Genomic DNA, 15,528 nt, shown 5'->3' with positions numbered 1-15,528 from the left:
ATAAAACAGTCGTTGCTGAACGGCGGGTCAGGAATCCGAGGGGCGTGTCGGCGGGGGGCGCATGAGGGCGGAGCAGAGCGGACACGCGGGCGGGGCGTGGGGGGCGTCCCGGCGGTGCAGGTCCAGGATGGCGCGGGACACCTCCGCCAGTTCGCGGCGCACCTCGCGGCGGGCGCCCTTCACGCGCTGGATGCGCATGTCGTCGTAGCCGGTGGTCTGGTGGCGCATCCAGGCGATGACGGCGGCCTCCGCGCGCCTCTCAATGGGGATGCGCTCCGTGCGGGCGACGGTGCCGCTGCCCACGGGGGTGGCGTGGCCGGCGACCATCACGGCCAGGCGCTTGGCGTGGGGGAGCCACGCGGGGCTGAAGGCGAGGAAGCGCAGGACGGCGTTGGCGAAGTCGACCTCGTACTCGGCCTGCTCCTTGGCGCGGCGCTCGCGGCCCTGGGCCAGCTTCTTGGCGTAGGCGGGGGTGGCGCGCTCATCGTCCAGGGCGGCGCGGGCGTGGACGATGTGGGCCTCCGGCGCCCACACGCCCCGGGAGAAGAGCTTGCGGCCCACCTTCTCCACCACGGTCCAGGAGGGGCCGGCGGCCTTCACGCGGCGGGTGAGGCCGGCGTCGCCGGGGGGGAGGAGGGCCCAGCCGTCAGGAACGGTGAGCAGGCGGCCGTCCTGGGCTTTCACTCGGCGGGGGTCGGCCGTGGGGCCGACCGTCAGGGAATCAGGCATGGGGGAGGGTCCGAAAGGGCCGGCTGCATAGCACGCCCCCTCGCACCCTGGTAAATGCCCCCGGGAACGCTCGCGCGCAGGCAGATTCCGCGCGTGCGAGGAGGCCACTCTCGACGTGGGAAGCGCTGGCATGTCCCTACTGAGGCTCACCTTCCTCGGCACCTCCGCCGCACAGCCCACGCTGCATCGCGGCCTCTCCGGTCTGGCGGTGAAGGCGGACGCGGATCTGCTGTTGTTCGACTGCGGCGAGGGCACCCAGCGGCAGATGGTGCGCTTCGGCACGGGCTTCACCGTGGACGCGGCGTTCTTCACGCACTTCCACGCCGACCACTACCTGGGAATCATCGGCTTCCTGCGCACGCTGGGGATGATGGGCCGCACCGAGCCCATGCACCTGTACGGGCCTCCCCCCGCGCGCCGGCTGCTGCACCAGGCCGTGCACCTGGGGCTGGAGTCGCTGGCCTTCCCGGTGGAGATCCACGAACTGAAAGACGGGGACTCGGTGCGCCGCAATGGCTACACCGTGCAGGCGGTGGGCGTGGACCACCGCATCCACGCGCTGGGCTATGTGCTGGCGGAGGACGGCCGTCCGGGGCGCTTCCACCTGGAGAAGGCGCGGGAGCTGGGCGTGCCGGAGGGGCCGTCCTTCGGCAAGCTGCAGAAGGGCGAGTCCATCACGCTGCCAGACGGGCGCGTGGTGAAGCCGGAGGACGTGCTGGGCGAGTCGCGGTCCGGGCGGCGGCTGGTGATTTCCGGAGACACGCGGCCGTGCCCGTCGCTGGTGCAGGCGGCGAAGGACGCGGACCTGCTGGTGCACGAGTCCACCTTCTCCGACGACGAGCAGGCGCGCGCGCTGGAGACGCGGCACTCCACCGCGCGGGAGGCGGCCCAGGTGGCCAAGGACGCGGGGGCGAGGCGGCTCATCCTCACCCACCTGTCCAGCCGCCATGACACCGACCCCGGACGGCTGCTCACGCAGGCGCGTGAGGCGTTCAAGGGGCCGGTGGAGGTGGCCTTCGACGGCCTCACCGTGGAGCTGCCGCTGCGCGACTGACGTCGGTGTCGCGCGGGCGGCAGCCCCTGCTCGGTGACGGTGGGTGGGGCTACTCGACCTTCTTCGCCTCGGCCTTGAGGGCGGAGGCGGCGTCGGGGTCCACCTTCTGGAGCAGCTCCCACTCCAGCTCGGAGTCGCGCCGCATCTGGGAGTTGCCGGCGCCGGTCACCGCCTCCCCCTGGTCCTTGGCGCGGCCGTCGGTGCTGTCTGCGGCGCGGGACTCGGAGCGGTCCTGGCGGCGGAACTCCACCGCGGACTGGCCGGGCCCCCGCTCGAAGCCGCGCACCAGGTAGCGTGCGTAGGAGGTGCCCAGCGAGGAGGGAGCGCTGGTCATCAGCCACTCCGTCGTGGTCTCGAAGCCGGTCTGCGTGTTCGTCACGGAGAAGCCCTTCTCCTTGACCAGGGCCAGGGCCGCCGGCCACACCTCCGCGATGGGCTTGCGGTAGACGTGCCCCATGGCCTTGTCCTCCAGGTACGCCTGCTGACGGCGCGCGGCGCAGCCGCTGAAGGCGAGGGCGAGGGCGGACACCACGAGCAGCGCCGAGGCGCGGGACGATTTCGAGGGATTCATTGCTCCGGACTCCATGAAAGAGAAGGCGGTTGCGGAATTTCGCCCGGTGCGGGCCTGGAAGCCAAGTCCGGACCCTTCCGGGAGAGGGTCACCTCCACCAGGCAACCTTCATTTGGCTAGAGCCCGGCCGCCTTCCGGTGATGCGTCCGGCGTCGCACATCCCTGCGCACGAAGCCGTCCGGGGGGCCGGTGCCGGGGTCATGCTGGCGGGCGGACATGATTCCCATCAGCGACGACAACCCGACCCTGCGCACCCCGGTGATGACGTACCTGCTGCTCGCGGCCCTGGGGCTGACCTGGGTGTTCTTCCAGGGCGCGGGCTTCAACGTGGTGGCGCTGGCCACCAGCATCTGCGAGCTGGGCATGGTGCCCGGGGAGCTCACCGGCCGCGCGCCGCTGGGTCAGGCGGTGCCGCTGGGGGACGGGCTCGCGTGCGTGGTGGACAACGAGGCCATCAATCGCCTCACGCCGCTCACGTCCATGTTCCTGCACGGCGGCTGGGGGCACCTGCTGGGCAACGTGCTGTTCTTCTGGGTCTTCGGAAACAACATCGAGGACAGCATGGGGCGTTTGCGCTTCCTCGTCTTCTACCTGGTGTGCGGGCTGGTGGCGGCGGCGGCGCACGTGGCGGTGGACCCCACGTCGCCGGTGCCCACGGTGGGCGCGTCCGGCGCCATCGCGGGCGTGCTGGGCGCGTACCTGGTGCTCTACCCGCGCGTGCGCGTGAACATGCTGTTCATCATCTTCATCCTCATCCGCGTCTTCCCCATCCCCGCGTGGGCCGTGCTGGTGTGGTGGTTCGTGCTCCAGGTCATCACCGGCCTGCCGCAGTTGATGACGCTGCGGCCCGAGGTATCCGGTGGCGTCGCCGTCTGGGCGCACATCGGTGGGTTCGTGGCGGGCATGGTGCTGATCAAACTCTTCGAGAACCCCCGCTACACCTCACAGCGCACGACGTGGCGGCACCGGATGCACCCGAACCACCCCTAGGGCAAGCGGACGGACAGGCCCCCGCCGGCCCGGGATGCGGATGCGAGCGAGCGCCCCGACATTGGGGGGTGGTGTTCTTCGCGTCGTGAGGAGGCGGGCATGGGGGCGGACGAAAAGAAGGAAGGGCTCTGCGTGGACGCGCCGCCGCCGCGCAAGCGGGTGCTCATCCTGGGGGGCGGCTTCGCGGGGATGTACGCGGCGCTGCACCTGGAGCGGCAGTTGGGGAAGCGGGACGACGTGGAGGTGACGCTCGTCAGCCGCGACAACTACTTCCTCTTCACGCCCATGCTCCATGAGGTGGCGGCGAGCGACCTGACCGCGACCGCCATCGTCATCTCGCTGCGCAAGCTGCTGCCGCGCCTGACGTTCGTGGAGGGCGACGTCAGCGGGCTGGACCTGGAGACGAAGCGGGTCACGGTGGCGCACGGCGGGCTGGACGGCCACAGCCACACGCTGGAGTACGACTCCGTGGTGCTGGCCATGGGCTCGGAGACGAACTTCTTCGGCAAGCCGGGCCCGCGCGACTACACGCTGACCATGAAGACTCTGGGCGACGCGATGCTCCTGCGCAACTGCCTGGTGGACCGGTTGGAGGAGGCGGACGCGGACTGCGTCGCGACGGGCACGCGCAACGCCATCGTCACCTTCGTGGTGGTGGGCGGCGGCTTCGCGGGCGTGGAGACAGCCGGCGCCATCAACGACTTCATCCACGGCGCCCTGCCCTTCTATCCCAACATCCAGCACGCCAACGTGCGCGTGATGCTGGTGCACGGCGGCAAGGAGGTGCTGCCGGAGCTGGGCGAGGACCTGGGCGCGTACGCGCGCAAGAAGCTCATCGAGCACGGCATCGAGGTGCGCACCGGCGTCCGCGTGAGGGACGTGACGGCGGCGGGCGTGGAGCTCCCGGACGGCACGGTGGTGCCCACCAAGACGGTGGTGTGGACCGCGGGCGTCACGCCGCCGTCCCTGCTGTCGACGCTGCCGTGCGAGAAGGAGCGTGGGCGGCTCAAGGTGAACGAGCGCATGGAGGTGCCGGGCTTCCCGGGCGTGTGGGCGCTGGGTGACTGCGCGTCGGTGCCGGACGTCACCAACGGAGGGAAGCCCTGCCCGCCCACCGCGCAGCACGCGCTTCGCCAGGGCGTGACGGTGGCGCGCAACGTGTGCGCGGCGCTGAAGGGGAAGCCGGGGAAGCCGTTCCGATACAGGATGCTGGGGCAGCTGGCCACGATTGGCCAGCGCTCGGGCGTGGCGCGCATCCTGGGGCTGAAGTTCTCCGGCACCTTCGCGTGGGTGCTCTGGCGCACCGTCTACCTGTTCAAGCTGCCGAAGCTGGAGACGAAGGTGCGCGTGGCCATGGGCTGGACGCTGGACCTGTTCTTCCGCAAGGACGTGGTGCAGCTCATCGGCCCGCGTGAGTTGGATCAGCTCACGCTGCCGGCGCTTCCGCTCAACAGCCGCCAGCAGGTGCGCCAGGTGCAGGCGCTGCACCCGCGCTCGCAGCACTGAGTGCTGTCTGGTTCTCAAGGGCTCGGGACGCGGTTTCGACTGATGGAGTGCGTTCGGGTCAAGGCGCTGCGCGTCCGCCGATCTCCGGAAAGCGCTCGTAGGTCCGCTTGAGCGTGTCCAGGTGGGCGGGCTTGTCCAGGTCGAGCGGCGCATCGGTGAGCTGCACGACCCAGCCGCCCGATGCCGTGCGCCGAGCCCGTGAAAGCAGCTCGGCGTCACGGGTCGGATCCGGGAACCCGATGGCCCGCGCGGCAGCGGCAGACCAATGGTTCAGCCACCCGAGGAACCAGGGAATCTCAGGCGCCGGGAGCTTCTCTGGCAGGTTGATCATGGGCAGCCCACGGGGTGAACACTCTTGTCCATGAGACGATCGGCGAAACTGCGGCGCGACTTCCGAACCGTAACCATACGGCGACGCATGTCCCCAGAACGAGCACGCACCCTCAGCCACGCCCTCAAGCAAAGCCGCCGCTGCCGCGAGCACGGGCTCGTCCAGTGGCAGTTCTGCATGCACTTCAGACAGGGACTGACTGCCTGGGCTGAGGAGTCCAGGTCTTCCCCTCCCGTTAACCGTCACGGGGTAACGCTCATCCCCGTTGCACAGAAGAGGGAATCTCCCGTCCTGCGTCCTTTCCGCGAGCCACGCGTCGCGCTGCGGCAATGCGATGGGGCGCACTCCTTTGCCTACTTCCCACTCCAGGCGCAGGCCGGGAAGCGCCTTCTCCATCCCACGGACGATGGCGAGCGTGCGGCCGTCCTGGCCTACAAGCGGAGGCGCATAAACAGTGAGGGAGAGGGCTTTACGCCTGGTCATCGTTTGCACCCCGTGACGACGACATCCAGTGAGAAGTCCACTTCGATAAGCGCGTCTTTGTGCTCCTGGGTGCTCACGCCAATGGCGAAGTCATATCCACATGCCGCAGCAGCAGTTCGCTCCTTTTGTATTTGCTCCAACTCCCTCTCAATCTCCCGCCGCTGGATGAAGCCAGAGTACGTGTCGAATCGATGGGTCTTGATCTCCCACAGCTTGCGCACGCCCACTTGCAGCGCATCGAAGCGCACTCCGCCAACGAGCACGTCCATCCCGGGGTAACGGTTGGGTGGGAACTTGTCGGCACATTCATTATGTGGGTCGTCCTCGCCCGCGTGGGGCACCGGAACAGGTTCGCAACTGGCGCGTCCCGTCCGGTCCACGGGCACAGGCGGCACTGGGGGCTGCCAGTCCTGCCCCGCTGGCTCGGGCTTCAGCTTGGGCTTGCGTTGCGCTTCGGTTTCCCGGGATGCCACCTTCGTTCCTCGTGAGGTTCCTGCTTCCTCGGGGTAGGCGTGGCGGAGCTCATAGGCATCCATCGCTTCCTTGATGGCGACGCCGACCACCACCACACCCAGCACGATGACGGCGCCCACGGCAATCTCAGGAGCCGCCAGCACGCAGAACCCGATTCCAACGGCAGCGGCGTCAGCGGAGGCGACCGTGCATCTTCCCGTGGTGTCGTGGAACTCGATCCGGTCACGGTCGAGGGTCCGATAGCACTTCTCCACCAACACGGGCCAAGGCTGTGCAGCCTCACGGACGACGCACCGTCCACCGTCAGTCCATGGCAGCTCCGCTGCTCGCTGGAGGTTGGCGAGCCTCGGGTTACGCACCGTCAGCTCATTCCTGCTCGGCGCCGACGTGGCACAGGCCGAGAGAATGAGCAGGAGCGCGGCGCAAGCGCGAAGACGCCTCATGGTCACGACCTTTCAATCAAGCGCGATGCTGGGGGTCCAAGGGTCGCCTGACTCCAGCCACGCGGTCAGACGAGCGGCGGCAAGTGGTGCAGCAGCCGCTCCAGGTCCGGCTGGAGCTCGTCCGGCGTGGCGGTGGCCAGCTCCTCGTGCGCGTGCGTGCCCCAGGTGACGGCGTACGTCTTGAGGCCCGCGGCCTGGCCCGCGCGCAGGTCCAGCGTGGTGTCGCCCACCATCCACAGGCCGCCGGTGCCCAGCGCCTTCAGGGCATGGTGGATGACGTCCGGCGCGGGCTTGTGCGGGAAGCCGTCCGTGCCCTGCACGTGGTGCAGCAGGCCGCCCAGCCCCATCGCGTCCACGAAGCGCCGCGCCATGTCGCCGCGCTTGGTGGTGGCGACGGCGAGCAGGTAGCCCCGCTCGCGCAGCGTGCGCAGGACGCGCTCCACGCCGGGGAAGGACCGGGAGCGGCGGTGGAAGTTCAGCGGGTAGTGCTCGCGGTAGGCCACGCAGAGCGTGGTGGCGTGCTCCGGAGCGAAGCGCGTGTACATGGCCTCCAGCGGCTGGCCGATGAGCGCGCGCACCTCCGCGACGGAGGGCGCGGGCAGGCCGTGGTGCGTGAAGCCGTGGAGGAAGCTGTCGATGATGTCCGGCAGCGAATCCACCAGCGTGCCGTCCAGGTCGAAACAGATGCCGCGAGGGGTATCAGTGCTCACGCGCTGTTCCATACGCCCTTTCGCGCGGGGCGTGCACGGATTGTGCGTCGCGGCGCGGCCCGGTCCGCGCCCGCCGTGCAGGCATCCCAGACTGGCCGTCGCGCGGGGCGTGCGTCAGAGTGCCGCGCGCGATGTCCCGGGACGAACCGCCCGGGCGAACGAACGGTCATGGCGGGTGCGCGGATGATGCGAGGACGTCTCGGTTGGATGCTGGGGGCGCTGGTCCTGTGTGCGGGCGCGGGTTGCTCGCGGCGCGTGCCGGAGGGAACGCCCGCGGAGCACGCGGTCGCGGACGCGCCCACGGTGTACGTGGCCAAACGCATCCGCACACTGGATTCCGCGAAGCCGGAGGCCCAGGCGCTCGCAGTGCGGGACGGCAAGGTGCTGGCCGTGGGCACGCGTGAGGAGGTGCTCGCCGCTGCGGGTGCCACCGCGCGCGTGGTGGAGCTGGGTGACGCGACGGTGGTCCCGGGCCTCACCGATTCGCACGGACACCTGGCGGGGCTGGGACAGGCGCTCGCGGGCGTGCGGCTGGAGGGCACCGCGTCGCTGGCGGAGGTGCGCCAGCGGCTGGAGAAGGCCCCAGCCACCGCGTACCAGGGCGACTGGCTGGTGGGTCAGGGCTGGGACCAGAACGACTGGGACACGCCGCGCTTCCCCACCCTCGCGGACATGGGCGAGCACCTGAAGGACACGCCCGTGGTGCTGTGGCGCATCGACGGGCACGCGCTGTGGCTCAACGGCGCGGCGCTCAAGCGCGCGAACATCACCCGTGACACGAAGGACCCCGAGGGCGGCACCATCCAGCGGTTGCCGGGGGGCGACCCCAGCGGCGTGCTCATCGACAACGCCATGGACCTGGCGCTGAAGGCGCTGCCCCTGCCCACGAAGGAGCAGCATGAGGCACGCATGCGGTCCGCGCTGGAGCACTGCGCGCGCGTGGGCCTTACCGGAGTGCACGACGCGGGCATGGACCTGCGCACGTTCCGCCTGTTCCAGGCCTGGGACAAGGCGGGCACCCTGCCCCTGCGCGTCTACGCCATGGCGGATGGCCAGACGGATGACCGCGTGCAGTACCTGAAGGATGGCCCCTTCCAGGGCAAGCTCCTGACGATGCGCGCGGTGAAGCTCACCCTGGACGGCGCGCTGGGCAGCCGGGGCGCGGCACTGGGCGCGGCCTACAGCGACGAGCCCGGCCACCGCGGCCTGCTGCTGCTGTCCCCGGAGGAGTACGCCTTCCGCGTGCACGCCTTCGTGGGCCGAGGCTTCCAGGTGGCGACGCATGCGATTGGCGACCGCGCAAACACGCTGCTCCTGGACACGCTGTCGCGCGAGCTGACCACCACGGGGACCAAGGCCGCGCGTCCGCGCGTGGAGCACGCGCAGATCATGACGGCCGAGGACATCACCCGGCTGGGCGCGAACGGCTTCGTGGCGAGCGTGCAGCCCACGCACGCCACCAGCGACATGCCCTGGGCGGAGAAGCGCGTGGGCTCGGAGCGCATCCAGAACGCCTACGCGTGGCAGAAGCTGAAGGCCGCGGGCGCCGTGCTGGCGCTGGGCAGCGACTTCCCGGTGGAGCGGCCGGACGTGCTCGCGGGGCTGTACGCGGCGCGCACCCGGCAGGACCCGAGCGGCCAGCCCCCGGGTGGGTGGCACCCGGACCAGCGCCTGAGCGGTGAGGAGGCGCTGGAGGGCTTCACGGTGGGCGCGGCCTACGCTTCGTTCGCGGAGGCACAGCGCGGCCGGCTGAAGCCGGGCATGGACGCGGACTTCGTGGCGCTGTCGGTGGACCCCGTGGACGCGCCAGCGGCGGACCTGCTCACCGGGCAGGTCCGGCTGACGGTGGTCGCGGGCCGCGAGGTGTTCCGCGCGGACGCGAAGTAGCTACAGGTCCGCCTCGTAGGAGAGCGACTCGATGCGCTGGTTCGTCTCCGCCTGCAGGCGGGTGCGCTCCTGCTCGAGTCGCTCCAGTTCCCGACCGATGCTCTCCAGCCGGTCCTCCTGTGCGTTGAGCTTGGTGACGAAGCGCTCCACCAGCTCGCGCTGGGACGCGCCGCTCTTGAGCGAGTCGATGTTGGAGCGGATCCGCTCCTGGTCCTTGAAGAGCTGGCTGCGCTCTTCGTTGAGGCGCTGGAGGTCCTGGGCGACCTTCGACTGCTTCTCGCGCATGGCCACCACGTCGCGCAGGGCCTGGGCGACGCGCGGATCGATGTAGCGCGAGTCGAGGAAGAACGTGACCTCCTCCAGGCCCAGGTTGCCGAGGTAGTACTGGCGGTGGCCGCGGGTGCGCTCGGTGATGACGAGCGTGTCGGAGGTGCCCGGGGCCAGCTCACGCTTGAAGCGCCAGAAGCCATCCGTGGTCTCCGCGGGGGCGACCGTGTCCTTCAACTCCCAGCCGGTGCGCGGGTGCTCCACGAAGAGCACCTGGGGGCGCTTCGCCTTGTTGCGCGCGAGGACCTTGGTGCGGCGCTGGTGGAAGAACTCCACCACCAGGGTGCCCCGGTTGAGCCGCGCGCGGAACACCGGGCCGTCCTCCTGGTCCTCCTCCACGGACATGGTGCAGGACAGCTCCACGGCGTAGGGGACGAAGCGCACGTCGTCGGGCTTGAGCGTGTCGAGCATCGCCTCGCCCACGTAGGTCTCGTCCTCGGTGATGGTGACGGGGCCGCCCTCCAGCGTGAGGCCGGTGGTGTTCTTGAACTCGATGCAGGACATCGGGTTCTTCTCACGCGTGGAGCGGTTGTAGAGCAGCACGCGGCGGCCCTCGAAGGGGCGGTGCACGATGGGGACGAGCGCGCTCTGGTTGCGGTGCACGGTGACGGGGCGGTCCACGCCGTACTCGAAGAGGTCACCCACCTCCTTGGTCAGCGTCGTCACCGAGGTGCTCTGCTCCAGCGCCTCGCGCATGCCGCCGCGTCCGCCGCCGCCAATCATGGGGCCGCCCTTGGCGCGCATCCTGCGGGGGGCCCCGGGGGGCGCGGCCATGGCGGGCATGATGGTGGACGCCATGTCCGCGGAGGAGCCGAAGGACTCGTCGTCCGCGGACTCCATCATGGGCTCGGCGGGGGCGCTCTCGTAGGCCTCCTCGGGGATGACGGGCGCGACGCCGGTCTCCGAGCGCACCTCCACGACGGGGCGGCGCATGTAGCGGGGGTTGTAGAGGTCGTGGACGAAGGACACGGGCAGGCCCGCGATGAGGGACAGCTCCACGTCCACCCAGTCCTCGTCACCGGTGTTGTCCACCATGGCCCAGCCCTGGAGGAGGGGCGATTGTCCCTCGTCCAGGAGGATGCGGTAGCTGGTCTTCCACACAGGGGACTCCAGCACGTAGCTGACGAACAGCTCGCGCGAGCCCTCTCCGGCGGTGAGGATGGACAGCCGCTTGGAGTCCTTCTTGTACGAGGACATGACGGTGGCCAGGTAGAACTCCAGGTCCTTGCGCACGGCCTCGTCGAGGAACTCCAGCTCGCCCAGCTCCAGCACGTCGAAGGTGCGCAGCGACGCGCCGACGAGCAGCGTGAGGAAGGGGCGCACGACGCTGGCCTCCCCCTGGACGACGGGCAGGGACTCCAGGCCGACGATGGCGCCTTCCACCTGAGCGCCGCCGACGCGGGCGCGGACGCGGGCGCCCTTCACCTGGCCGAGCAGCGCGGTGAGGCTGCCGTGTTCCGGGATGCGGATGGTGGCTTCGGAGAGGAGCTGCTCCAGGGGCTTGGTGGAGTCGTAGCTCACGGCGGACACGGAGCCGCCGTTCAGGTCCAGCACGGTCATGGACTTGAGCACGTCGTTCATGTCGCGCGCCTTGAAGTCCAGGTGCGCGGTCTCGCTGCCGGTCACCTTCCCCCGGCGCTCGAAGTAGCCGACGCCGTGCTTGTAGAGGACGACACGGCGGATGGACAGAGGCGAAGGCATGCGTGGGGCTCCGAAAGAGAGAGGGCCCACTGTACTTGATGCCTGTCAGCGGGGCTGAGCAACGTGGCCAACAGATGCGACTGGCCGAGGTGCTCCGTTCAACGCCGAGCCGGCAGGACCGAACCGTCGCTGCGCCGCGTAGGTGATGCCGGTCAGCACAAGCAGTACCCCAGCGGGCACACTGCTGGCGACGGTGTCACGGGAGGCTACGTGAGAGATGATCGCACCGCTGAGGTCGAAGAACAGGCCCGCGAACGCCCATTCCTTCAAGCGCGGCCAACGCGAGCCGAACACCAAGGTGACTGCGGCGAGCAGCTTCCAAACTCCAAGGATCGTGGCCAGGTAGCTGGGGTAGCCCAGACGCGCCAGGATCTCCATCACGTTGGGCTGGCGAGTGACGTTGAAGGTGCCGGACATCAGAAACATCGCCGCCAGCAAGCCGGTAGGCACCCAGTACAGGAGTTTCGTTCTCATGGCACTTGCCTAAGCCTTCGCACCGGCCTGAGGCAACCATGCAAAAACTGGAATGATTGGCTACGATTTGCTCCAAATGGACGACCTACCGGAGACAGCCGAGCTGATCGCCTTCGTGCGTGTGGTCGACACGCGCTCGCTCTCACGTGCCGCGAAAGAGCTGCGCCTGCCACGCTCGACCGTTGGACGGCGCTTGCAACGGCTCGAAGAACGCCTCGGAATACGCCTCCTCAAACGCACGACCCGAAGGCAGGCGCTCACCGACGCGGGCGCCGAGTTCTACCAGCACGCGCGCCACTCGGTCGAAGCACTCGAGCGTGCGCGCGCCATCGTTCAGCGGCCGAGTGGCAAGGTTGAGGGCCGGGTGCGCATCTCCGTTCCTACCGGAGCCCCCGACTCCCTGGGGGAACTCTTCGGTCAGTTCTCGTTGCGCCATCCCGACGTTGTCCTGGAGGTGGACGCCAGTAATACGCACGTCGATTTGATTCACGGCGGATTTGACCTCGCGCTGCGCTCCGGCCCCGTCGCGTCGACGCCGCTCAACCTGGTGTCACGCAAGTTGGGTACGAACACGCTGGTCTGCGTGGCGACGCCTGAGTATCTGGCAAGGGCAGGAACTCCCAAGCGCCCTACGGACCTGCGCAGGCACGCTTGCTTGAGTCCATTCGTGCTCGGAGAAACGCCCTCGCTGAGCTGGCCGCGCCTCAAGGGGGGCAGCGTGCGCATTCATCCGCGCATGACTTCCAACGACATGTTCGTGCTGCTCGGCGCGGCACGGACCAGCCTTGGCATCGCGCTGCTCCCCGATTTCCTGGCGCAGGCAGAGGTCGCTGCCGGCACGCTGGTGCGGGTTCTCGCCAAGCACATCGGCGCGCAGACGCTCCTCTCGGTTGTCTACCACGAGCGCGAGCTGATGCCGCTCGCCGTGCGCACGCTCATCGACTTCATCGTCGAAACGGGGCTCCCCACTCGCCAATGTCGAGCGGTAGGTGTCACGCGCGCGAAAGACCCGCAACGCCCGCGACAATGCTGAACGAGCCGGCATCGGCCTTCGGCAGTACCACGGCCTCTGCCGCACCACGACGCTCGCCGTCACTTGGTGATGTCCCCGATTTCGCGCCGCGGGCCTTTGTCTCTTCCGGAGACGAAACGCCATGCAGGCCACCTCGACACCGATCCCCACTTCACCTGCGACGCTGGGGGCAACGCGACGACGCAGGAGTCGACCTCCACGGCCAAGGCCGAGGCGACGCCCGTGACGTCCTGGAGTTCCTCCAGGGTGGTGAGCCAGTGGAGAAAACCATCTGGGGCAGCCCGGCCGGCAAGAAGCGCCTGGCGAAGCGGCTGGTGGCCATGCTGCCCGCGCACAAGACGTATGTGGAGCCCTCCGCCGACGCGTACCGGCTCCTCCAGAAGCTGACGCCCGCGAGCCTGGCTAAGCTGAAGAAGCTGCCGTGGGTGGGCGACGAGAAGACGTTCAAGAGCCTCTTCGACGCCAAGCCCCAAGGCGACGTGGCGCGCCTGCACCGCTTCCTGTACCTGACGCACTTCAACTACGGGAGGTTGCGTGGCAGGTCCTCCTGCGTGAGGACACGCTCGCAGCAATTCAAGAGGCAGGGCTGAAAGGCATCATCCCGGTCTGGGCGGAGTTGCGGAACCGCCGCACGAAGGAACTGCCTCAATATGAATTAGAAGCACGTCCTCTGGCGAAGCTGCATCCCGCGTGCATCCAGGACCGTGACCGGGTGCCCACCTGCGATGGCTGCGGGAGCCACGGTTTCTATCTTCCACCGGAGCGATGGTTGCTCGGTGAATCCATCCCCAAGGACTTCGACCTCTTCGGCGTGAAAGAGACCACCCGCATCGTCGTCTCCGAGCGCTTCGTCGACACCGTGAACCGGTTGGGCCCCAGCGACATGGTCTACCGGGAGATCTCCGTGGAGTAGCGTCTGGGCTGCGGGCACCTACGCCGCTGCGGGAGAAGTAGCCATGAGCGAAGGCGAAACAGATGTCGTGCTCTACGTTGAAGAAGCGGGACAGGCCGAGGTCGAGGTCGCCCTTCGCGAGTGTCTGGGGCCTGCATTTCTTGACCCCAACACCCCTCATGTCTGTGGCCTGCACCTGATGGTACTGGACCTCACCCAGGCGTTCGCCTACACGCGCGCCTTCATGCAGGAGCACGGGCTCAAGGACGAATGGTTCTTCGAAGAATTCGACATGAGCCGGTTCAACGTCGTCGTCCGCCTCTTTGGAGACAATCGGTCCATCACAAGACTCGACTCGGTCTTGGGTGATGGCATCGCCCGCTTCTTGTCAGAGCGTTTGTCGCAGCGGGTTTTCATACTGCTCGATGGAGGTGAGATCCCTTTTCGTCTGTACGAGCATGGAGAGATCCGGCGGGACTACACGGAGACCTATCGCGAGTATTTCGCCGACAGTCCGTGGGTTCCTCGAACGCTGTGACGCACATCCGCCTGCGTTCAGGTCCAAGGAGCAAGTACTTGAGCAGCGGTTTCCACTCAAGGTGGAGTTCCCTGGCGGAAGAGTCCGGCATGTGCGTCAATGGCAGACAGGGGGCATCCGCCAGATGCAACGACAGTCTTTCCGTCAGGGATTCATCGCAGTGGCCGGTGTGGCCCTGGTCCTGCTCATGGGCTGCGGGACGTCCAGGCCCCGGGGCTTCAGTACCGTGACGGAGGTTCCTCCAGGGAGCACCTCGGTCCAGGTGCCCACATCGTGGCAGGACGCGCGCGTGGGCGACCGCGTGGAATATGCCTTCCACGCGGACCGGATCGGTTCGCGCCGGGGGACCAGCGCTTCGGCGGGCCAGCTCTTCGTGGAGGTCATCGCTGTCCGGTCCCCCTGGGTCTGGCTCTTCATCCGGGTGACCCGGAATGACCGCCAACCCCATCCGCATCCGTTCCTGAGCCACGGCTTCGTGCTGCCCATGCGCATGGGGCAGGCTCCGGCGAATCCCCCCGACCCCATCGAAAGCGGTAGCACCAGCACCACCCGCCTCTGGGCCTTCGCTGCCGGTCAGCACTGGATCGTCCAACGGATTGCCCGCGACGACTCTCCGGGGGACGGCCCCACGCAGCACCGGCTCTACGCCACGACTCCCGGGCCGCTCTATCTCACCAACGGGTTGCTCAAGGTCTCCTTCTTCTCGATGGGTTACAGCATGTCCGCAGGCCATTCGCTTGCGCTCGTGTCATTCCAGCGAGGCACAGGCACGGTCCAGGGAACCCCTCCTGTCATGGGCAACCCTTGGGGCCCAGGCACCTGGTACGAGACGCAGGAGCGCGCCAGTTGGGGTGACGTCCGGAAGCAAGTCTGTCTTGGCGCGGAACAGGGCTATTTGCTGCGCAAGGTTTGGGAAAAACCGCGGGACGAAGTCCGGTGTGATGACTTCCAGGGCGCGGAGGTCGTTGCGTTGGAGGATGCGTTGATCAACCTCGTCAACGACTCCGTCTACATTCCCACCTGGCCGCCTCGTGACTACGGAGCCCCGCTCCCCAGGAAGGTGCGGGTCCAACTGGGACAAGCGTCCGTGGTGGCGTACCTCGAAGAAGCCCCTGCTCATCAAAACGGTGGCGCCTCCTGGATGCGGTCCAGGAGCTATCCCACGGACCTGTGGAGTCCCGTGCTCCAGGGGCTTCCCATGGAGGTTCGCTTCGACCGGCTCTCGGAAGGGGTGTACCGACAGTCCGAGGAAGGAGCGCGCGAATACCGTTCCGACAGTCGGCTCATTCGCTGGGGCACGTGGCTGGAGGAATCCCCCGAGCTGTCGACCAGCGCACGTTGACGCCACTCATGCGGACACCCTCCACGCGGCTCCACGCGGGGCT

General features: G+C 68.4%; 15 protein-coding genes and 1 pseudogene. 9 read left to right on the top strand and 7 right to left on the bottom strand.

Annotated elements, in window-relative coordinates:
* Positions 1-27 precede the first annotated feature (27 nt).
* Complete coding sequence (locus tag D7Y04_RS02580) at positions 28-729, bottom strand: DUF2293 domain-containing protein (RefSeq protein ID WP_121758202.1); 702 nt, start codon at positions 727-729, stop codon at positions 28-30.
* A 130-nt stretch (positions 730-859) separates the two neighbouring features.
* Between D7Y04_RS02580 and rnz the strand changes: the two genes are divergently transcribed.
* Positions 860-1,783, top strand: coding sequence for a ribonuclease Z (gene rnz, locus D7Y04_RS02575; protein ID WP_120593714.1), 924 nt, complete (start codon positions 860-862; stop codon positions 1,781-1,783).
* A gap of 49 nt (positions 1,784-1,832) precedes the next feature.
* Here rnz and D7Y04_RS02570 read toward each other — a convergent pair whose 3' ends face one another.
* Positions 1,833-2,354 (bottom strand): hypothetical protein, encoded by a 522-nt coding sequence (locus tag D7Y04_RS02570; protein WP_121758201.1) that lies wholly within the window; start codon positions 2,352-2,354, stop codon positions 1,833-1,835.
* Between the two features lie 216 nt (positions 2,355-2,570).
* On the opposite strand from D7Y04_RS02570, the gene D7Y04_RS02565 reads away from it, so the two are divergent.
* Together D7Y04_RS02565 and D7Y04_RS02560 are read left to right on the top strand one after the other, a co-directional pair.
* The gene (locus D7Y04_RS02565) at positions 2,571-3,344 is read left to right on the top strand and encodes a rhomboid family intramembrane serine protease (RefSeq protein WP_120593716.1); all 774 of its coding nucleotides are present in this window, start codon (positions 2,571-2,573) and stop codon (positions 3,342-3,344) included.
* Positions 3,345-3,443: 99 nt separating this feature from the next.
* On the top strand, positions 3,444-4,850 hold the full coding sequence (locus D7Y04_RS02560; RefSeq protein WP_121758200.1) for an NAD(P)/FAD-dependent oxidoreductase: 1,407 nt from the start codon (positions 3,444-3,446) through the stop codon (positions 4,848-4,850).
* 58 nt (positions 4,851-4,908) lie between these two features.
* Here the strand turns inward: D7Y04_RS02560 and D7Y04_RS02555 are convergent, their stop codons facing one another.
* From D7Y04_RS02555 to D7Y04_RS02545, 3 genes are all read right to left on the bottom strand, one after another.
* A complete protein-coding gene (locus tag D7Y04_RS02555) occupies positions 4,909-5,664 on the bottom strand; it encodes a DUF5953 family protein (RefSeq protein ID WP_121758199.1) in 756 nt (251 codons plus the stop codon).
* A complete protein-coding gene (locus D7Y04_RS02550; RefSeq protein ID WP_121759252.1) occupies positions 5,661-6,581 on the bottom strand; it encodes a DUF6310 domain-containing protein in 921 nt (306 codons plus the stop codon). The genes D7Y04_RS02555 and D7Y04_RS02550 overlap by 4 nt, the downstream gene beginning before the upstream one ends.
* A gap of 65 nt (positions 6,582-6,646) precedes the next feature.
* The gene (locus D7Y04_RS02545) at positions 6,647-7,303 is read right to left on the bottom strand and encodes an HAD family hydrolase (RefSeq protein WP_370457081.1); all 657 of its coding nucleotides are present in this window, start codon (positions 7,301-7,303) and stop codon (positions 6,647-6,649) included.
* Positions 7,304-7,474: 171 nt separating this feature from the next.
* On the opposite strand from D7Y04_RS02545, the gene D7Y04_RS02540 reads away from it, so the two are divergent.
* Positions 7,475-9,178: an amidohydrolase gene (locus D7Y04_RS02540; RefSeq protein WP_370457080.1), complete on the top strand. Its 1,704-nt coding sequence runs from the start codon at positions 7,475-7,477 to the stop codon at positions 9,176-9,178.
* Here the strand turns inward: D7Y04_RS02540 and D7Y04_RS02535 are convergent, their stop codons facing one another.
* Both D7Y04_RS02535 and D7Y04_RS02530 read right to left on the bottom strand, forming a co-directional pair.
* The gene (locus D7Y04_RS02535; protein ID WP_121758197.1) at positions 9,179-11,206 is read right to left on the bottom strand and encodes a hypothetical protein; all 2,028 of its coding nucleotides are present in this window, start codon (positions 11,204-11,206) and stop codon (positions 9,179-9,181) included.
* Between the two features lie 45 nt (positions 11,207-11,251).
* On the bottom strand, positions 11,252-11,680 hold the full coding sequence (locus D7Y04_RS02530) for a DoxX family protein (protein ID WP_120593723.1): 429 nt from the start codon (positions 11,678-11,680) through the stop codon (positions 11,252-11,254).
* Between the two features lie 52 nt (positions 11,681-11,732).
* Here D7Y04_RS02530 and D7Y04_RS02525 point away from each other — a divergent pair, with 52 nt between their 5' ends.
* From D7Y04_RS02525 to D7Y04_RS02505, 5 genes and pseudogenes are all read left to right on the top strand, one after another.
* Positions 11,733-12,713, top strand: coding sequence for a LysR family transcriptional regulator (locus D7Y04_RS02525; RefSeq protein ID WP_121758196.1), 981 nt, complete (start codon positions 11,733-11,735; stop codon positions 12,711-12,713).
* Positions 12,714-12,970: 257 nt separating this feature from the next.
* Positions 12,971-13,258, top strand: a pseudogene (locus D7Y04_RS45415) (N-6 DNA methylase); the annotation flags it as partial.
* Positions 13,259-13,260: 2 nt separating this feature from the next.
* Positions 13,261-13,626 (top strand): double-CXXCG motif protein, encoded by a 366-nt coding sequence (locus tag D7Y04_RS02515; RefSeq protein ID WP_233601360.1) that lies wholly within the window; start codon positions 13,261-13,263, stop codon positions 13,624-13,626.
* A 43-nt stretch (positions 13,627-13,669) separates the two neighbouring features.
* Positions 13,670-14,143: a hypothetical protein gene (locus tag D7Y04_RS02510; RefSeq protein WP_120593727.1), complete on the top strand. Its 474-nt coding sequence runs from the start codon at positions 13,670-13,672 to the stop codon at positions 14,141-14,143.
* 124 nt (positions 14,144-14,267) lie between these two features.
* Positions 14,268-15,485: a DUF6068 family protein gene (locus D7Y04_RS02505; protein ID WP_147477022.1), complete on the top strand. Its 1,218-nt coding sequence runs from the start codon at positions 14,268-14,270 to the stop codon at positions 15,483-15,485.
* Positions 15,486-15,528 lie beyond the last annotated feature (43 nt).

Origin of the sequence: Corallococcus sp. AB038B, assembly GCF_003668955.1 — a bacterium.
Classification (GTDB): domain Bacteria; phylum Myxococcota; class Myxococcia; order Myxococcales; family Myxococcaceae; genus Corallococcus; species Corallococcus exiguus.
This window is presented reverse-complemented; position numbering and strand designations above follow the sequence as displayed.